This window comes from Neobacillus sp. NPDC097160, from assembly GCF_044762155.1.
GTDB lineage: Bacteria > Bacillota > Bacilli > Bacillales > Cytobacillaceae > Neobacillus.
In genome coordinates this window covers 165,616-183,326 of record NZ_JBIWDU010000011.1, presented here as the reverse complement: position 1 = coordinate 183,326, position 17,711 = coordinate 165,616, and the positions used below count along the sequence as shown (strand labels likewise).

At 38.1% G+C, this 17,711-nt stretch carries 19 protein-coding genes and 1 pseudogene; 9 read left to right on the top strand and 11 right to left on the bottom strand.

Translation table 11 applies throughout. The features are described from left to right. Window positions 1–115 precede the first annotated feature (115 nt). Together ACIQXV_RS17080 and ACIQXV_RS17075 are read right to left on the bottom strand one after the other, a co-directional pair. Window positions 116–313 (bottom strand): hypothetical protein, encoded by a 198-nt coding sequence (locus ACIQXV_RS17080; protein WP_402960412.1) that lies wholly within the window; start codon window positions 311–313, stop codon window positions 116–118. A gap of 178 nt (window positions 314–491) precedes the next feature. Further along, window positions 492–878, bottom strand: coding sequence for a DoxX family membrane protein (locus ACIQXV_RS17075; RefSeq protein ID WP_402960411.1), 387 nt, complete (start codon window positions 876–878; stop codon window positions 492–494). 477 nt (window positions 879–1,355) lie between these two features. Here ACIQXV_RS17075 and ACIQXV_RS17070 point away from each other — a divergent pair, with 477 nt between their 5' ends. Further along, window positions 1,356–2,858, top strand: a complete 1,503-nt coding sequence (locus ACIQXV_RS17070) for a phospholipase D-like domain-containing protein (protein ID WP_402960410.1) — start codon at window positions 1,356–1,358, stop codon at window positions 2,856–2,858. Window positions 2,859–4,003: 1,145 nt separating this feature from the next. On the opposite strand, the gene ACIQXV_RS17065 is transcribed toward ACIQXV_RS17070, so the two are convergent. The 4 genes from ACIQXV_RS17065 to ACIQXV_RS17050 all read right to left on the bottom strand — a co-directional run bounded on the left by ACIQXV_RS17065 (window position 4,004) and on the right by ACIQXV_RS17050 (window position 8,385). Continuing rightward, complete coding sequence (locus ACIQXV_RS17065; RefSeq protein WP_402960409.1) at window positions 4,004–4,228, bottom strand: hypothetical protein; 225 nt, start codon at window positions 4,226–4,228, stop codon at window positions 4,004–4,006. A 20-nt stretch (window positions 4,229–4,248) separates the two neighbouring features. Further along, entirely contained in the window at window positions 4,249–5,421 is a 1,173-nt protein-coding gene (locus tag ACIQXV_RS17060) for a Ger(x)C family spore germination protein (protein WP_402960408.1), read from the bottom strand. Window positions 5,422–5,452: 31 nt separating this feature from the next. After that, window positions 5,453–6,940: a spore germination protein gene (locus ACIQXV_RS17055; RefSeq protein WP_402960407.1), complete on the bottom strand. Its 1,488-nt coding sequence runs from the start codon at window positions 6,938–6,940 to the stop codon at window positions 5,453–5,455. Window positions 6,941–7,128: 188 nt separating this feature from the next. After that, window positions 7,129–8,385, bottom strand: coding sequence for a GerAB/ArcD/ProY family transporter (locus ACIQXV_RS17050; RefSeq protein WP_402960406.1), 1,257 nt, complete (start codon window positions 8,383–8,385; stop codon window positions 7,129–7,131). 48 nt (window positions 8,386–8,433) lie between these two features. Between ACIQXV_RS17050 and ACIQXV_RS17045 the strand changes: the two genes are divergently transcribed. The 6 genes from ACIQXV_RS17045 (at window position 8,434) to ACIQXV_RS17020 (ending at window position 11,298) form a co-directional block, all read left to right on the top strand. Next, window positions 8,434–8,727, top strand: a complete 294-nt coding sequence (locus ACIQXV_RS17045) for an ATP-binding protein (RefSeq protein WP_402960405.1) — start codon at window positions 8,434–8,436, stop codon at window positions 8,725–8,727. A 251-nt stretch (window positions 8,728–8,978) separates the two neighbouring features. Further along, on the top strand, window positions 8,979–9,224 hold the full coding sequence (locus tag ACIQXV_RS17040; RefSeq protein WP_335538550.1) for a spore gernimation protein GerQ: 246 nt from the start codon (window positions 8,979–8,981) through the stop codon (window positions 9,222–9,224). Between the two features lie 16 nt (window positions 9,225–9,240). Next, on the top strand, window positions 9,241–9,609 hold the full coding sequence (locus tag ACIQXV_RS17035) for a spore coat protein (RefSeq protein WP_402960404.1): 369 nt from the start codon (window positions 9,241–9,243) through the stop codon (window positions 9,607–9,609). A gap of 18 nt (window positions 9,610–9,627) precedes the next feature. Next, window positions 9,628–10,764 (top strand): zinc-dependent alcohol dehydrogenase, encoded by a 1,137-nt coding sequence (locus ACIQXV_RS17030; RefSeq protein WP_402960403.1) that lies wholly within the window; start codon window positions 9,628–9,630, stop codon window positions 10,762–10,764. A gap of 18 nt (window positions 10,765–10,782) precedes the next feature. Beyond that, window positions 10,783–10,977, top strand: coding sequence for a hypothetical protein (locus tag ACIQXV_RS17025; RefSeq protein WP_402960402.1), 195 nt, complete (start codon window positions 10,783–10,785; stop codon window positions 10,975–10,977). A gap of 21 nt (window positions 10,978–10,998) precedes the next feature. Continuing rightward, window positions 10,999–11,298 carry a spore coat protein gene (locus ACIQXV_RS17020; RefSeq protein WP_402960401.1) on the top strand — a complete coding sequence of 100 codons (300 nt, stop codon included), beginning with the start codon at window positions 10,999–11,001 and terminating at the stop codon, window positions 11,296–11,298. 322 nt (window positions 11,299–11,620) lie between these two features. Here ACIQXV_RS17020 and ACIQXV_RS17015 read toward each other — a convergent pair whose 3' ends face one another. Beyond that, complete coding sequence (locus tag ACIQXV_RS17015; protein WP_402960400.1) at window positions 11,621–12,493, bottom strand: SDR family oxidoreductase; 873 nt, start codon at window positions 12,491–12,493, stop codon at window positions 11,621–11,623. Window positions 12,494–12,669: 176 nt separating this feature from the next. Here ACIQXV_RS17015 and ACIQXV_RS17010 point away from each other — a divergent pair. Continuing rightward, window positions 12,670–12,981, top strand: a pseudogene (locus ACIQXV_RS17010) (Rrf2 family transcriptional regulator); the annotation flags it as partial. Window positions 12,982–13,328: 347 nt separating this feature from the next. After that, window positions 13,329–13,763, top strand: coding sequence for an ASCH domain-containing protein (locus tag ACIQXV_RS17005; protein WP_402960399.1), 435 nt, complete (start codon window positions 13,329–13,331; stop codon window positions 13,761–13,763). Window positions 13,764–14,043: 280 nt separating this feature from the next. Here the strand turns inward: ACIQXV_RS17005 and ACIQXV_RS17000 are convergent, their stop codons facing one another. The 4 genes from ACIQXV_RS17000 to ACIQXV_RS16985 all read right to left on the bottom strand — a co-directional run bounded on the left by ACIQXV_RS17000 (window position 14,044) and on the right by ACIQXV_RS16985 (window position 17,480). Further along, a complete protein-coding gene (locus tag ACIQXV_RS17000) occupies window positions 14,044–14,943 on the bottom strand; it encodes an aldo/keto reductase (protein ID WP_402960398.1) in 900 nt (299 codons plus the stop codon). Window positions 14,944–15,115: 172 nt separating this feature from the next. Then, window positions 15,116–15,832, bottom strand: coding sequence for an SDR family oxidoreductase (locus ACIQXV_RS16995; RefSeq protein ID WP_402960397.1), 717 nt, complete (start codon window positions 15,830–15,832; stop codon window positions 15,116–15,118). A 191-nt stretch (window positions 15,833–16,023) separates the two neighbouring features. Continuing rightward, window positions 16,024–16,323: an iron-sulfur cluster assembly accessory protein gene (locus ACIQXV_RS16990; RefSeq protein ID WP_192654929.1), complete on the bottom strand. Its 300-nt coding sequence runs from the start codon at window positions 16,321–16,323 to the stop codon at window positions 16,024–16,026. Between the two features lie 137 nt (window positions 16,324–16,460). Continuing rightward, a complete protein-coding gene (locus tag ACIQXV_RS16985; protein ID WP_402960396.1) occupies window positions 16,461–17,480 on the bottom strand; it encodes an LLM class flavin-dependent oxidoreductase in 1,020 nt (339 codons plus the stop codon). Between the last annotated feature and the right edge of the window lie 231 nt (window positions 17,481–17,711).

The window sequence follows — 17,711 nt, the reverse complement described above, 5'->3', positions numbered from 1 at the left end:
TAACCCAAGCTTTTTTTATTTTGACATTAGGCATCTCTTGTTAAACTAACTTGCCTCGTTAGTCAAATTAAGGATGCTTATTAGTTTCTATAAAAAAAACGTTAATCCTTTTGGATCAACGCACCTGTTTGCTAGGTAATCTTTTAATGCCCTCGGTACAAACAATGCATCCTAAAACTCCAACTAAAACGCTTGATGAAATGATTTTAAATGCATAATAAATACCTGTACCAGTAATACAATCTAGTATTAAAAATTTTTTAATTGTTGAACCTTTAATTGTGTAGAAGATAACTTGATTTTGTTTTTTCATATTCACTTATCACACCTAATTTATTTTTCCTAAAGATATGATTAAATAAGATTGTCTTATTCCACTATCCTGCCACGTTACTTCAATTAGAAAAATGCCTTGCTTCTATTTAAGCAAAGCACCCATTACTTGAATAAGAAACCTTGCACGAAAGATAGATAATGAGCTGCACAAAGAATTATCGAGAAGTTTTTTTCTCCAAAATACTTTTAAAGTTATTTCTGTAATAATACAACAAATAACCATAAGTGATGATAAGCATTATTGCTAAAAGAAGTAATGAATGGTCTAGGAACAAATGGAGTAAAAAAATATTGGCTATAATTGGAGACAATATTGCAATGGCTAATGGGATGAACAGATTGATTAAGAGTAAAATTCCACATATAATCTCTAAAGATTTTTCTGCAATTAATAAATATTCAAATTTGAATAACGCCATTGCTTCGGGGCTAGTTGCTATAAATGGTTCAAGTCCAAAGATGACAAAATAACCGTTTAGACCTGCAACCAAAAAAACGACCCCTAGAAACAATCTGCTTATTTGCATAAATACTTTAGTCAATTTGCACACCTCCTATAAAAGTCTATTCAAATTAAAACTATTATAATTCAAAAATCCAGAAATAAGTTAGAATATACCAAAATTTACAAAAACTAATACCAAGGAAAGTGTGCTTATTCAAGTAAACTGACCATTAGTGGAACAAGAAAAAGAGCCGCATCTACGACTCTTTGTTAATGACAGATAGGTAAGGGGTTGAAGTTATCGCTCCCTTTTCCCCTGCTCCACACGGAACGTGACAGTTTCCCGTCATCCGCGTTTCATCTAACTATCCATTATAGATTATGAGTTCCATGTTACTTAAAGTTCGGTCTACTTAATGGGCTCCAAACCGCATTTTTCACGGTATTTATTTAATTTATTCATTATAAGAAATGTGTATATATATGTTCTCTGTCTTCGGCTTGATAATAACTTATAAAAGTATAAACGAGTTGTAGTTGCACACCCTAAAAAAATAATGGAGGAGGGATTTTTTTGGAATGGATTTTTGGGCTTTTTTTGTTTAATTCAGTATTTATGCTAATCATTGCGATTCGCGAGGTACGTCGACCGGCAGTGGCTCTGAATTGGTTAACAATCAATTTCATCTTCCCTGTTATTGGTTTTGTTTTCTATCTCATCACATCGAATCCACCACGGATTAATCTTCGTAAAAGGCTTACTTCTCCACACAATGAATCGGACGCATTGCCTGATTCCTTTGGTAGATCAGCCCGGGTAATTGCACAAGCATTGAAATATTTGACAGTGGAAGGAATTAGGAATAGTCAATTACAAGTGCTTATAAATGGGATTAAAACGTATGATAAACTTATGGAATCTATACAAAACGCCAAAAAAACGATTGACCTTGAATATTATATATATAGAGATGACCAAATTGGAAATCGTATTACGGACTTACTGATTGAACGGGCATTGGACGGTGTGCATATCCGCTTTATAAGAGATGGGTGGGGGAGCAAGAAGTTGTCCAAAACTCAGATTCTTCGGATGATGGATGCAGGAATTGAATGTCGCACCATTTTCCCATTACGTTTTCCTTGGATATTCTCAACGTTGAATAACCGGGATCATTGTAAGATTGTCGTTATCGATAATATGGAAGCTTTTACTGGCGGTATTAATGTTGGGGATGAATATACTGGATTAAAGCCGGACGTAGGGTACTGGCGTGATACCCATGTAAGAATTGTGGGTGAAGCCTCAGTTGACTTGCAAAGGATCTTCGAAGCTCATTGGAATATCGCTTCACCGGAACATATGAGGAAAAGATCGAGGATGAAAACAAAAACAGAAAATAAGAGTTCCCTAATTACCCCTTCAACCAGCCCAAACTTATCTTCAATGATGACAGAATGGAGCAGTGAGTTAGGAACTATAGATAGCACAGACGCGAATTCAGTCCCGACCAGTAAAAAAACACACGAGGCATATGTTCAGACATTCGAAGGCAATCCAGAGATTCCTACTCCAGTCATTAGGGAGGCGTATTATACTGCCCTGACGCAAGCAACAAAGACCATTGATATTACGACACCATACTTTGTACCTGATGAAGATATTATTATGGCGCTAAAGACAGCAGTGGCCCGTGGTGTACGTGTAAGATTGCTGGTTCCTCGTCAAGTGAATCAAAAACTCGTTGAACTTGCAAGCTTTACTTTTTATGGAGAGCTGCTGGAAGCAGGGGTTCAAATTTACTTATATAACAAAGGAATGCTACACGCTAAGTCGTTAGTCGTCGATGAGGAAGTAGCTGAAGTGGGAGCCGCAAACTATGATATGAGAAGCTTTCGCTTAAATTACGAAGTATGTGAATTCATGTACAGTAAGGACGTGGCAAGGGATCTTACAGAACAATTCGAACGAGACCTTAATGATTCTGTCCCGTTGCAAATGGAAGACTTATTACAACGCTCTCCTTCACAGCGGTTAATGCAGCAAGGCGCCCGCCTCCTTTTTCCGTTGTTGTAGCCATAAAATTTGATGCTAACCATTATATACATTCGAAAAGCCTCAGATAAACTAAATCTGAGGCTTTCTTTGAATAATTATGTTAATGGTGTGGGCTGTCATAACGAGAAAGGTTAGTCTCAAATAAACATTGGTTATATCGAAAATAGTTGCGTTAATTTTCATTTATCGTTGTGGCATCTATTTGGAAGAAGAAACGATTTTAAGTAATAGAGCTCGAATTCCAATCCCAATTATGATGTAATAAAAAAATGAGTACAGGTAATTCCACTTCAAGTAATAAATTAGGCCGATCCATTCGCACAAGGGTTCTCCGATAAAAGCATATGGAATGCCATGATCATTTGAGCTATGATGAAGGATTTCCATGTTCGAAAATATTTGTAAGTTATAATTATGATATCCATTTTCTTTCTATTTAAATAACTTTTATTTATCTTAATGATTCAAGATACTATTTTGAATTCACTAATTCATAGAAATATAAGGATCCTTGTTCAATGATATGGCCCGATTGTTGAAAAAAAGCTAATGACGATTGTTCAACTATATTGATACTTTCATTATAACTGCTAAAAACATCAATTTTTGGAAGGTTTCATACTTTATTAGTTTTTACTTTTTCTCATAAAACACCCGTTTCGGGTACCTTAATAACTGAACAGGATTGCCAAAAATAGTACGTTTAGTGCAATAACAAAAAAGCCACCAAAATGGTAGCTGGATCTGCAACTCTTGCACCCTATAGCTTAAGTACAATTATTCACAAACTTTATTTGTAGGATTGAAAATCCACGGAGTTTGCTTGATACATTTTGTCACGATATTCATATGTAATAATAATTTCACCAATAGAATGTGCTGGAGAAACTTGAACAGCTAACCTAGCGATAAGGTGATTGTTTCTACTTCATATTTAATAATGCCTTCAAAGAAAATATTTTTTTGAATTACCATATATTAACAAACATACTCATTAGAAAAAAGTCAATTATATTTTTAGGAGGTGTTTAACAATGGAAATGAAGAGGAGCTCCTTCTGAAGCCCTTCCGTTTACCGGAATCATTCATATTTTTAATAATATCTAGTGCTTCCATCAATGACTTGGCTGATTGGATAGATTGAAATTCTAGTGATTGATATTTTATTCAAGCATCCTCCCTAGCGGGAAAAAGAGGGAACTAATCATTTGAGTTGGACCCGGAATTTCTGGAAAGTAAAGAAGTAAGATAGCAACTAGCAAGCTTATTGCTGTTAAGGTCACAAGTATTCTTTTTTCTTTTTTTTGATTTGGATATAACTTCCGCCATTCAAGTAAGAGGATCAGAAAAACTAATATAAATATTCCTATAAGCTCAAATATCTTCATTTATTTGCTCCTTTTTCATTTCACTCCAAAGTAGTGGTCGACAACCCAGGCTCGAGTACATGTACCTTAACTTTCGTTTCTACATAGATATCTGGAAGAACAACTTCCCAGTGATCTTTTACTTTTTCCCATTCTTTTGGGTATTTACGATGAAAAGCAGTAGCAAATCCAAAGGGATCCACCTTCATTCCATCCTTTACCTGCTTAAGGGCTTTCTCTATGGAATTAGAAACGTCTTTTTCTATATAATTTTCTACTCTTTTTGTATTTTTCTTACTCATAATATTTATTTTGCTTCCATTTTGAACAATCATCCCTTCCTTTGATATATATATAGTGACACTCCATTTTCCTTTTTCAATTTTTGGAATCAGATTTGTCTTTGTTCTTTTCAGATATAGTGAAATGGTTTGCCCTTTTTTGGGATACCCTGTTATTTCAGGTAATTCATTTTGATTTTTTACCCATAATAATCCTTTTGATTCAACTTCATTAATTCTCCCAATCATTTTATCTCTTTTAAAAATAGCTGTGCCACCAATGATGGGAGAGACATTCATTTTCCTATCATCATTATTTTGATGCTTGATTTTAATAAGCGGTAATAGTGCACCTCCTCCTTCACTTGTAACCATCAGTTCAAAATCTTTCAATGTAATATTTGCACCAACATGCATTTCCGACATCTTTCGAAGCACATCTCCTACATATTTTTCTAATGAAGGTGATAGCTGTAAAATGTCAGCTGCCTTTCCATCACTGACATATAAACGAGAATCCTCGCGAGGCTCTGGGTGACGGTCTATGAAGTCAATTTGTCTTCCGAGGTTCCCTTTTTCAGAGAGGGATCGGCCAAAGATATATGTTTTACAATGTCCCCAAAAAAGTTTGCGTGAATATTCACGTTGAAGATTGGATGCAGCATCAGCCATGTTTGTTCCAACAGCTGATTTGATCTCTACTTGGGCCTTACCAGAACTACTTTGTTGCCCACCACTTTGTGATTGAGGAAGGAAGACTTGAACAGTTAATTTAATTTTATTATTTTTTTCTTTATCAATGGCTGCACCTACTATGATGGCTAATTGATTTAGTTCCTTATTATCCCAGCAACCAGTTAGCAAAACACACTGTGAAAGAACAAGAAAGAAGGCAAGAATAGCTTTCATTATTCGAAACAAAGTATCATTCAATTCCCTTCCTTTAAATTTCAGTATGTTTCATCTATTTTTTTGGTTTTGGTTGCTGATTGGGAGCCTGTCTATACTTATTAATTCTTCCAGTTAAATGTGGTCGTGTATTTAACATCCACCAAGGAAAACGTATAAAAGCATCCTTCATTTCTCGTCCTATTGTTGGGGCTATTGGTGAAAGATATGGAACACCGAAGGAGCGTAATTTACATAAATGGATGACTATCGCAATAAAACCAAGCACTAATCCATATAGCCCCATCGTTCCAGCAAGCATCATGATGGGAAAGCGAATCAATCTTAAAGCAATTCCTTCTGAGTAGCGAGGAACCATAAAAGAAGCAATGCCTGTAATCGCCACAACAATTACCATGAGAGGAGAAACAAGTCCTGCTTGAACAGCAGCTTGCCCGATAACTAATGCCCCTACAATGCTTACTGCAGCTCCGACTTGTTTAGGTAGACGGAGCCCTGCTTCACGAAGCGCTTCGAAAACAATCTCCATTATTACTGCCTCTATCAAGGCAGTAAATGGGACACTTTCCCGTAACGATGCCATACTTAATATCAAGGTTGTAGGTACCATCTCCTGATGGAAGCTGGAAACTGCGACATAGAGCGAAGGTAAGAATACAGAAATTAACATAAAGAAAAGACGCATTATTCTTATAACAGAACTAATAAAATAACGTTGGTAATAGTCATCAGGTGCCTGAAAAAAAGAAAAAAAGCTTACAGGAGCAATTAGAACGAAAGGAGTACCATCTACTAATATGACGACACGTCCTTCCAATAGGTTAGCTGCGGCGACATCTGGTCGTTCCGTATCAAGTAACTGCGGAAACGGTGAAAAAACATTATCCTCTATCAATTCCTCGATATATCCGCTTTCCAAAACACTGTCGATTTCGACTTTCTGTAGTCTGTTTTGAACCTCATCTATTAATGACTGATTAGCAATTCCCTCTATATAAGCAATGATTATACTTGTATCAGAATAACTCCCGATATTCATTTTATTCATTTTTAAGTTAGGACTTTTGATTTTTCGCCGAAGCATGGAAATATTGACTCCCAAAGTTTCCACAAATCCTTCTCTTGGTCCCCGGATTACGCTTTCGGATTCAGGTTCTTTAATGGACCTCTTATCCCATTTGGCTAGTCCTAAAGCCGCTCCTTGTTCCTCATGTTCCATTAAAAGGATAGGGTTTCCATTAGAAATGTTCTTTATACAATCATCATATGTCTTGACAACTCGTATATTTGATAATTGTATCTTTTCACATGTCTCTTGAAGGTTAATCGATTTATCAATTGTTTTAGACATTAAAGGAGCAAGGACGCTAGAATCTATTTGTTCTGTATCAGATAAGCCATCAATATATACAAGGAGGGCTTTTGTTTTTCCGGCAATTAAAAAAGGATGATAGATTACATCAATGCAACCCTTATAAATGGATTTTAGAATTTGAAGATTTTTATCCAACTCTGATGACAGAGGAAGATTTCGGTTACTCATTCCTTCAATAGGATGTTGTTTTTGAGGACGTTTTTTTAAAATTCGAAACAAGTTGAACAAGTCCTTTCTGTTAGCGAATTTCCTATTTACTAAAACATCATTTTTTATTAGACTGATTGATTTTCGATCAAAAAGATCAAAACGGAAAAGGAAGGGTCTGAGATAAAATGTTTGAAAAACAACCTTTTCTAATAATTTGATATACGTGGTGGCTCTTTCTTCATAGTATTTCTTGTCCGTATCTTAGCAATAATCAATAATATTGTTGGTAGAACAGTTAACATAAATGGAACATAAAACGGGAAGATGAACTTTGAAAATTCAAACTGTTCCTGTAAATTAGCGAATTCCCAAATAGCAAATAGAGATATTAATAAACCGAATGGTAAAACGATTGGCTTGAAGTCTGAAAGGTTCAACCATTGTGCGGTACCCAAAACTAATGCATAAAAGAAGACTGTAATTTTGATATACGCACCTAAAATCCAAATAGTGATAATTCCCGCTTCTAAATGTTCAAAAAAATCAGAAAGACTGATAATCCGTACAGCCTTGAAAACAGGAAAAGTGTAACTAGCAGTCATCTCTCCAAATAGGAAAGTAGTCAGTAAATTTAAACTAACAAGACTAAGCATAACCGCAAATACTGAGATAAAACTCCATTTCAATCCTTTTTCAGGATCTTTTAAAAATGGGAGAAACATAGAAATAAGGAATACCTCACTAAACCAAGCCTGCGGGGCAGCGGAACCTTTAAGCAAAGGTAACAAACCATGTTCCAAGATCGGTAGAACATTCTTTGGATCCAAGTCTTTAAGAAGCATGATTGTAAATATCGGTATAGGGAGAATGAAAATAGGAATGAATAGTTGGGAAGCTCTCCCAAGCACCTCTACTCCTCCAGTTATAGCGAGAGATGCCATAATAACAACGCTTCCTATAACTACAATCATTGGAGTTTTTGGTAAAAGGGAAATTCCAATGAAAAAATAATACTCCTTTAAAATGAACCCACACATATACAAGAAAAAGAACAGGTAGAATAATCCAAGTATTTTACTTAGAAAGGGCCCAATAATATGTTTACTATATTGAATAAGTGATTCATTTGGATACATCTTATGTAATTTATAAAGGACATAGGCAGTAAAAAATCCATTTAAGGAACCTAAAATGGGTGCTGCCCAACTATCGCGTCCCACATATTGACCTGTAATTTCTGGAACCATTAGAACAGCTGTGGCGTAAATCGTTGGATATATCATCAGTGCCATTTGATAGGCTGTAATCTTCCCTTTATCGTGCATAATTCTTACCTCTTTATTTATTTTTATATAGTATCTCTTTAAAAAAATAAAAAATGCAGGCTGTAAAAAACTAATTAGATGAAAATAACAAGGCGCAGCAATTGCTGTAAAAAATGACCTGACAATGGCAAAAATCAAGATCTCACGCATTGTACCATTAAACAATTTGACAGGAGGCACGCGGAGGTGACAACTGAACTACTTTTAGATCACTTATCTAAACAACTACAGATTCCGACTATTGCTGCACAATATCGTTCTCTCGCAAGAGAAGCTGAGGATCGTAACTTAAGCTATGAGGAATTCCTATTGGCATTACTAGAAGCAGAATCAGAGTCTAGAGAAGAAAATCAAAGACAAAGTAGGCTTAAACAAGCTGCTTTTCCTGTCCAGAAAACACTCGATAGCTATGATTTTAGTTTAATGCCAAGTCTAATATACCCGTTTTGTCGGCAGGACCCCAATAATAGACACTTTTAAATAGATACAGCTTGAAGTTTTCATTTTCTTTTCCTAAGTTGTATGGGTTAACCCTATGCCCTTTTAATCAAAATATATCGAATATTTATTAGAGATACCTTATGAATGAATTTTCACTACATTATGATTAATCCAGCCCATTTAATCAGCGTTTTTCCTACCTCTTAAAAAAACTATTAAAGAATGATTCATTGGAAATTTGGAATAATACCTTTGTATTTGTATAGTTAGTCAAAAAGGAGGGAACCAAAATGGATATTCAAAAATTAGCCGATCATGAGTCTTTGGATCTACATGAAGTTATTAATTTTAAAACCCTTTGCTTAGCGAAATCAAAACTAATGCAAGGACTGGTATTTGATGATGATTTGAGAGCATTAATGCAAAAAGATGTTGAACAATCCATGCAAGCACTTGGAGAATTACAGGCAATTTATCAACGTGCACCTTTTGAAGCGCCTGTTCCTCAAAACCGGCCAACACCAATAATAAATTGAAAGGAAGGCAAATTCATTGAACAATGACTATTTAGACCCTATAAACTCGCTACACGTACCAGAGCTAGCAGATACCACTTTTGCGATGGATTTACTTCTTCGTGCCAAAGAAGGTGTGCGCAATATTGCGGTTGCATTAACGGAGGCTGCATCACCTGATGTTAGAACGCTCTTACGAAACCAGTTAATGCAAGGGATTGCCATGCACCAAGAAATTACAGAACTAATGATTAATAAAAAATGGTTCCATCCATACGAACTAGGTGAACAGTATAAACTAGATCAACTCTCTGCCAACAATACATTGATGATTGGCAAAATGAATCTATTCCCTGTTGAGACCAATAGAAAAGGTATGTTTGACCGGACACCGGATGACCACTAACACTGGAGGCTGTAACCAATGAAGGCAGTAACGTATCAAGGTATTAAAAATGTTGTAGTCAAAGAAGTTCCAGATCCAAAGATTGAAAAACCAGATGACATGATTATTAAAGTAACAAGTACAGCTATATGTGGGTCTGATTTACATTTAATTCATGGCATGATTCCTAACCTGCAAGAAAACTATGTTATTGGCCATGAACCAATGGGGATCGTCGAAGAAGTTGGTCCAGGTGTGACTAAGCTAAAAAAGGGAGATCGAGTAATTATCCCCTTTAATATAGCATGTGGTGAATGCCATTACTGTAAAAACCATTTGGAAAGCCAATGTGATAATTCAAATGATAATGGTGATATGGGTGCCTATTTCGGATATTCTGGTACGACGGGTGGCTATCCAGGTGGGCAAGCTGAATATTTAAGAGTGCCATTTGCCAACTTTACTCATTTCAAAATTCCAGAGACTTGTGAAGAACCAGATGAAAAGTTAGCAGTTATTGCCGATGCGATGACTACTGGTTTTTGGAGTGTTGACAATGCAGGTGTAAAGGATGGAGATACAGTTATTGTTCTTGGCTGTGGTCCGGTTGGTCTTTTTGCTCAAAAATTCTGTTGGTTAAAAGGGGCAAAGCGAGTCATTGCCGTTGATTATGTCAATTATCGCCTGCAGCACGCAAAGCGCACCAACAAAGTAGAAATTGTTAACTTTGAGGACCATGAGAATGTAGGAAGTTACCTGAAGGAAATCACCAAAGGCGGCGCTGATGTTGTCATTGATGCAGTTGGTATGGACGGTAAAATGACTGATATGGAGTTCCTTGCAAGCGGAATGAAGCTTCATGGCGGAGCATTAAGTGCGTTTATCATGGCTTCACAAGCAGTGCGTAAAGGCGGGACAATTCAAGTTACTGGCGTTTACGGCGGCAGATATAATGGTTTCCCTCTTGGAGATATTATGCAGCGAAATATCAATATCCGCTCCGGACAAGCACCTGTCATCCACTATATGCCATATATGTTTGAATTAGTTACGTCCGGAAAAATTGATCCAGGAGATGTCGTAAGTCATGTACTTCCACTTAGTGAAGCAAAGCGTGGATATGAGATTTTTGACACAAAAATGGATGATTGTATCAAAGTTGTCTTGAAACCATAAAGAAAGGAGTTGTCCGAAATGAACTATGCCTTACACGAAGTCCTTGAGGTTCAAGAAATGGCAGCATTCAAGACTCTTTGTATGAGCAAGTCCAAAACAATGAGAGCCTTGGTAACCGATCAAAAGCTGCTAGACATTATGCAACAGGATGTCAAAACATCCACTAGACAATTGCAGGAATTTTCTTCTATCCTATCCAAAGCACAGCAATAAAATTAGGAGATGAATAAAAAAATGAATCCATTCGTAGAAAATTTAACTGGTTTAAATGCACTTACTGACCAAGTAATTGCAATGGATCTTTTAAATTCAGCCAAAAGCGAGGTTAGAAATTATGCCTTTGCAGTTACAGAAGCAGGAACACCTGAAATTAAAGAAATTCTCATACGCCATTTAGAGGACTCAATTAATTTGCATGAGCAAGTCTCAAGCTATATGATAGAACAGGGCTGGTACCATCCTTGGAATAAAAATGAACAGATCAACTTGAATTTACAAAATATTGAAACAGCCTTAAATTTACCACTACTATGAACCGCTATTGAGACCATATTACATCACCAAAATGTTCCACCTTTAGGTCGGAACATTTTGGTGATGTTCTCGGCCAGTATACCTAGCAGTTTTTTGATAAAAGAACAGATTTTATCAAGGTAACCCGTTGCCCAGTTTTTAGACTTCATGTTTAAGGCTGGGACGGGTTTTTTATTGTCTTTGTTAACTCTTGGGACGAGGACTGATTTCTCCCGGTTTTTGCAGAAAAAAGGTACTCTAGCAAAGCCGAAGCCTTCCCACTATAAAACGTAAATGACATAAAAACCGGCCATTCCTATTTAAGAAAGGCCGGTTTTTATGTTTATTTTGTCTGGGAAATTTCATTAACAATTTCAGTTAATGCCTCTTTGACCGGTGTAGCCTGACGTCCAAGAACCTTTTTGAAATCATTGCTCTCAATTTCCAAAGAGCCGTTGCGTATGCTTTCCTGAATGCCGACTAGGAGCGGGATGATGAAATCAGGGAGACCTGCATCTTTCATAATAGCCGCATAGGCAGTGTCATCCACATGTTGCACATTGACATCTTTACCCAGGACATTGCCCAGTTCGGATACAAGTTCTTCCTGGGTCAATAACTTCCCTGACAACTCATAGATTGTGTTTTCGTGGCCATTACCTGCTAGGACTGCAGCAGCAGCTTCTGCATAGTCCCGCTGTGTTGCCCAGCCTACCTTGCCATTACCTGCTGATGTAACCCATGGTGCCCCTGCCATGACAGCCTGGATGGTTGGAATTTCATTTTCGAGGTACCAGTTATTGCGAAGGAATGAATAAGGGATACCTGTTTTTTTAATGGCTGCTTCAGTAGCAACATGAGGCGGAGCCATTAGATTAGTGCTTTCTGGAGCATTAGCTATACTTGTATATGCAATAAATTTAACACCGGCGCGCTCCGCTGCAGCGACAGCGTTTGTATGCTGGCGGATTCTTGTTTCATTGTCCCCATCAGCAGAAATGATTAACAAGCGGTCGATGCCGGCAAATGCTGTATCCAATGTTTCAGGGCTATCAAAATCCCCCTGCCGGACGTCTACTCCGCGGGCTTTTAATCCTGCAGCTTTTTCAGTGTTGCGGACACTGACAGCCACTTGCTCAGCAGGAACAGAGTTTAATAAGGTATCCACGATTTTTGTTCCTAGTTTTCCAGTGGCGCCTGTAACTAACATTTTCATAAAATAATCCCTCCCAGATTCACTATAAAGATGTAACTGACTTAATTACCTGTAATAATTATAATTGCAGGTCTATGTCAAGTCAACAATAAAACGGTTTGTCCTTTGTTATTCTTTATGATTTTAAGGTATAATAAACCTGTAATTGAATTAATTACAAATGGAAGGGATGCTTTATGTCCATCAGCAGTCGATTTTCTGTTGGAATTCATATATTGTCGTTAATTGAGTTTAATAAGGAAGGGATTAGCTCATCCGATTTTCTGGCTTCAAGCGTCAACACGAACGCTGCTGTAATCAGGAAACTTATAGGGATGTTGAAGAAAGCGGGATTGGTCGAAGTGAATCCAGGAATCGCAGGAGCTAAGCTTGCCAAGAAAATGTCGGAAATTACACTCCTTGACGTATACAAGGCTGTTAATGTGGTACAAGATAATGAGTTGTTTGGAATGCATGAAAATTCTAACCCCGAATGTCCGGTGGGACGGCAAGGGACATTTTACAGAAACTTTCCGCTAAAAAAGTATACGTTTTAACTTTTGAGCTGTAGTCATAAACAATGTTGATGATCATAAATTCATCTTTTTGGTAATGATTTCTTAATCGAAACATTTCGTCCCCCGATTTTTTCAAATATGAAGACCCCATACCCTTTTTCTTTGCTCTGTTTTTATGTAAAAGCTTCTTTCATCCTATCTTCCTAAAATTATAGATACTTTTCGAACAAGTTACAGTTTGGCCGTAACAAATTTAAATGAATGTAACGAAGCAAGTATATACTTTCTTTCGGTAAGGGAACCCTAGTCATACATTTCTCTGATTGGGGACGGGCTAAATGAAAATTCTATCAATGATTCAGCCTTGGGCTAGTTTGTTTGTCCTTGGCGAGTCCAAATATGAAACGAGGACATGGAGAACCAACTATCGAGGTCCATTAGCGATTCATACAAGCAAAAAACCGGACAATGCCGCCTGCGGCTACCCGAGGGTTCAGGAGCTGCTCCAAAAACACGGATATTCAGGAGAAGACCTCCCGACAGGTGTGATCATTGGCGTCTGTGAACTGAAAAATTGCATAAGAGTGGTTGAAAACAATGAAACTTGGGCGGTACTGGAAGATGGGCGAATTGTTTCGGGTATTGAATTTTTGTTAGGTGATTATCGGGTAGGCGGTTACGCCTGGGAAGTGGAAGGGATGCGGACGTTAAAGGAGTCTATTCCTGCAAAAGGGCAGCTTGGTCTGTGGGAGTATCCCGGATTAATTCTTTAAAAAGTCGCCTTATTTAAGAATGAGTTACCTAAAATGTAATCCCGAAGTTGCTAGGAGAGCAGCGACCACCCTGGGGTAGTCGTATTCTTGTTAACACAAAAGAAGTATCGGGAAAGGTCTTTTTCTGTTATTTGTTATTACCCATCGGCCTAGTCAGTGTATTTACTTACTTCAGAATCCTAGGCCTGGAGCCTCCTCTGGGCTGCATGGAGTAAATCTTCCCGATACCTCTGTTGACATACACATTCAATCCCTTCTCTCTTGTCTATCCTCAAAGTTTCTATAAAATGTCCAAAGGCATTTTTCTAGTCGGTTGCAGAAATACTTCATCAAGTCTATTTAAATCCTCTTTTGTTAATTCAATAATAGCAGCTTCCGCATTTGCTAGTACATGCTCTTCTTGTACAGCTTTTGGAATAGCTAGACAATTGTTAGACCGGATTGTCCAAGCGAGAGCGATTTGTAAGGGTTGTACAGCGTACTTTTCTGCAATTTCTAAAATGGTTGGATCCGTTAACAGTTGTCTTCTTAAAGTACCTCCTTGAGCGAGCGGGCTATATGCCATAATAGGCATGTGATGTTCTCGCTGCCATGGTAAGAGATCATACTCTATACCCCTTGAACCAAGATGATATAATACTTGATTAATCATACAATTGTTTCCATTAGTGGTGTTCCATAACTCTTTCATATCATCGGAATCAAAATTGGAGACTCCCCACCTTACTATTTTTCCTTCCTTGCGTAACTTTTCTATTCCTTCAATGGTTTCTGCTAATGGCACACGTCCTCGCCAGTGTAAAAGGTACAAATCAAGATGATCGGTTCCCAGCCTTTTTAGACTGTTATCACACGCTTTGGCAATCATATCTAATCCTGCATGATGAGGATAAACCTTTGATACTAAAAAGACTTCATCTCTTCGTCCTTTAATAGCGTCACCTACTAAGCGTTCAGAATCGCCATCACCATACATTTCCGCTGTATCTATTAGTTTCATGCCTAATTCAATTCCGAGTTGCAAAGCTTTGATTTCCCTTTCTCTCATTTGAGGATTTTCTCCCATATACCAGGTTCCTTGTCCTATTCTTGGCAGAGAAGTTCCATCAGGCAATGTTACTACACGACTTTCAAGGGAATTTTTTATTTTTGTTAATTTATTTTCATCATGTAGACTCATTAAAAATCAACACTTCCTTTTGTTTTTTTTTGTACCTATTAACAAAAAAGGCGGCAATACTCCTTTGCAGTATTGCCACCAGTATATTACTTAATTCTTACTTTATTTCTGCTTTAGTTAGAACAGCTACTTGGCAGGATGATAAGCTTCCGTTCAACATCCATTTAGGCCATTATACTAAGCGGGCTCCACCATCAATAAGAACAGCTGTACCAGTAGTAAAACCATTTTTAGCAAGGTATACATAGGTTTCAGCTATGTCTTCCGGCTTTGCAATACGTCCAACTGGGAGCTGTTGTGCAATGCCGTTGAACAGTGCTTGCCTTTGATCATCTGGCATTCCAGCATAAATTGGAGTGTCTACAATTCCAGGTGAAACCACGTTTACCCTAATAGGGGCTAAGTCTACGGAAAGTCCTCGAACCAATCCTTCAATGGCTGAATTGATTGCCGCTAACGTAGAAGCGCCTTGAGGTGGACGGACGCCATATACACCAGAGGTTAAGGTGATTGAGCTCTCCTTGTTTAAATACGGAAGTGCTGAACGGACGGTAATATATTGCCCCCAGAACTTACTATCAAATGCCTCTTTAGCACTTGCCACAGGCAATTCACTAAAGTGCCCCATTGCTCCTTCTCCTGCGGTTACCACAAGGTGGTCAAATTTTCCAACCTTACTGAAAAATTCTGCTACTTTTTCTTCGCTTCGAAAATCGATTTCAATTCCTTCCACATTGCCACCAAGAACTTGTTTTGCTTCATTTAATTTGGAAACAGAACGGCTGGCAATGATCACTTGAGCAGATTGATCGAGAAACGCTTTGGCAGTTGCTAAACCAATACCAGAAGTACCCCCTAAAACAACTACTCGTTTACCATTTAATGACATAGTAAAAACCCTTCCTTCTTAAAACCTATTTTGTATTGAAATTCATTTTGAAATATGAATTTAAAATTATAAAGCATCGTTGGTATTATTCTCATTTAACACAATTCATACAAGTAATCTACCGTGTTTAGTATATGTTTCTGCTAGATATATGAGGGTATAAAAACAGTTAGTATCGCTCTGTCACGTGTTTAATGATGGTGATGCCCTTTGGAAGAATTCGTGATGTCAAATCCTGCTTGCGGCACATAGAAATACTTGATCCAAACCCCATCTAAAAACGGTTCCCTTTTATCAAGTAAAACATCAATGCCTTTGTCTGTTTTCACAATTTCATCATGGTCCGTGGGCGTATCAAGTTTTACTTCATAATGGGCATGGTCCCCATGGTCCAATGTAACGTAGACACGAACCATTTTCCCTTCAGCCTCTTCACTTTCCAACATTTGTTTCAGCACTTTAGCAGCATTTCGGTTAATTTTGCAGTTCATATTATTGTCTCCTATTCTAACAACTTTTATCTTTTTAATTACGGAATCCTGTAAACAACCTCATAACCTGATCTCAGGTTTCATCCATCGTTAATGCCTTAGAAAAATTAAAAAGGTTTCCTTGGCTGATGGCCTTTTTACCTTTCGCTTTTTGTGATTTCTGCCAGAAGATCGTATGAATTCAGGCGAGCTTTGTGGTCGAAAACTTGGGCAATGGCCATGATTTCATCAGCCTGACTCTCCTCCAAAAATGTATGCAGCTTGTCCTTTATCGTCTGCTGGCTGCCAACAATCGAAGATCCTAATTGCTGCTCGAGAGCCTTTATTTGATAGCTGCTGGCCACTTCGGATATGTCATCTACCGGTGGTTGAAGCGGTGTAAGGTTGCCGCTCATCAGATTCAAAAATTGCTGCTGTAGTGTTGTAAAAAGGCGCTTTGCCTCTTTATCTGTTTCTGCTGTAATGATATTCAATGCCACCATCGCATACGGTTTATCGAGAACATTCGAAGGCTTAAACGCCCGGCGATAGATCTGTAGAGCACCCAGAGTGTTAAGTGGTGAGAAATGGGCGGCAAACGCGAAAGGCAAACCCAATTCTCCGGCCAGCTGCGCACTGAAGCCGCTTGAACCCAGCAGCCAAATTGGAATATTCAAACCTTCACCTGGAATCGATTTTATAGGATTTCCTTGGGCCAGGGATGGATCAAAGTAACCGCGGAGTTCCGCTAATTGCTCAGGAAAGTCATCTCCGGTACTTCCCAAGTCGCGTCTTAATGCACGAGCGGTCCTTTGATCTGTACCGGGTGCCCGCCCCAGACCAAGGTCAATTCGCCCAGGATATAAGGATTCAAGAGTGCCAAACTGCTCAGCGATGACGAGCGGTGCGTGATTTGGCAGCATGATTCCTCCTGAACCAATCCTGATTTTTGATGTACCGGCTGCCACATGGGACATCACAACAGAAGTGGCGGAACTGGCGATAAACGGCATATTATGATGTTCAGCGAGCCAAAAACGGTTGTAACCAAGTGTTTCAGCAAGCTGTGCGAGTTCCAATGTATGGCGGAAAGAGAGAGCAGGAGTACTTCCGGCTGTTATCGGTGAAAGATCCAGCACCGAGAATGGAATTTCGCTTAGTTTTGCATGTTTAGACATTAGTTCATCTTCTTCCCTAATTTTATTAAAGACTAATCTCAAACTGGAATTTCATGAGTCGGAAAGTAAAGCCGCACAAACTCTCCAAGCTCCTGTATGACTTCCCCGGGAGGGCGCTTTGAAAAATACAATACAAATGCCAGGTGGTTGACATCAATGAAATTGATTTTCTAATAACTGTTTGCGCCCAACACGAAATCCTAAAGGAATCGGACCAGGAATTGTATCGGG

Bases quoted from the DNA above. Each gene is read 5' to 3' on its own strand.
- ACIQXV_RS17055 (WP_402960407.1), bottom strand. From the start codon at position 6,940: ATGAGTAACCGAAATCTTCCTCTGTCATCAGAGTTGGATAAAAATCTT.
- ACIQXV_RS17000 (WP_402960398.1), bottom strand. From the start codon at position 14,943: ATGAGTCTACATGATGAAAATAAATTAACAAAAATAAAAAATTCCCTT.
- ACIQXV_RS16995 (WP_402960397.1), bottom strand. From the start codon at position 15,832: ATGTCATTAAATGGTAAACGAGTAGTTGTTTTAGGGGGTACTTCTGGT.
- ACIQXV_RS16990 (WP_192654929.1), bottom strand. From the start codon at position 16,323: ATGAACTGCAAAATTAACCGAAATGCTGCTAAAGTGCTGAAACAAATG.
- ACIQXV_RS17040 (WP_335538550.1), top strand. From the start codon at position 8,979: ATGGATATTCAAAAATTAGCCGATCATGAGTCTTTGGATCTACATGAA.
- ACIQXV_RS17065 (WP_402960409.1), bottom strand. From the start codon at position 4,228: ATGAAGATATTTGAGCTTATAGGAATATTTATATTAGTTTTTCTGATC.
- ACIQXV_RS16985 (WP_402960396.1), bottom strand. From the start codon at position 17,480: ATGTCTAAACATGCAAAACTAAGCGAAATTCCATTCTCGGTGCTGGAT.
- ACIQXV_RS17020 (WP_402960401.1), top strand. From the start codon at position 10,999: ATGAATCCATTCGTAGAAAATTTAACTGGTTTAAATGCACTTACTGAC.
- ACIQXV_RS17005 (WP_402960399.1), top strand. From the start codon at position 13,329: ATGAAAATTCTATCAATGATTCAGCCTTGGGCTAGTTTGTTTGTCCTT.
- ACIQXV_RS17025 (WP_402960402.1), top strand. From the start codon at position 10,783: ATGAACTATGCCTTACACGAAGTCCTTGAGGTTCAAGAAATGGCAGCA.
- ACIQXV_RS17080 (WP_402960412.1), bottom strand. From the start codon at position 313: ATGAAAAAACAAAATCAAGTTATCTTCTACACAATTAAAGGTTCAACA.
- ACIQXV_RS17015 (WP_402960400.1), bottom strand. From the start codon at position 12,493: ATGAAAATGTTAGTTACAGGCGCCACTGGAAAACTAGGAACAAAAATC.
- ACIQXV_RS17030 (WP_402960403.1), top strand. From the start codon at position 9,628: ATGAAGGCAGTAACGTATCAAGGTATTAAAAATGTTGTAGTCAAAGAA.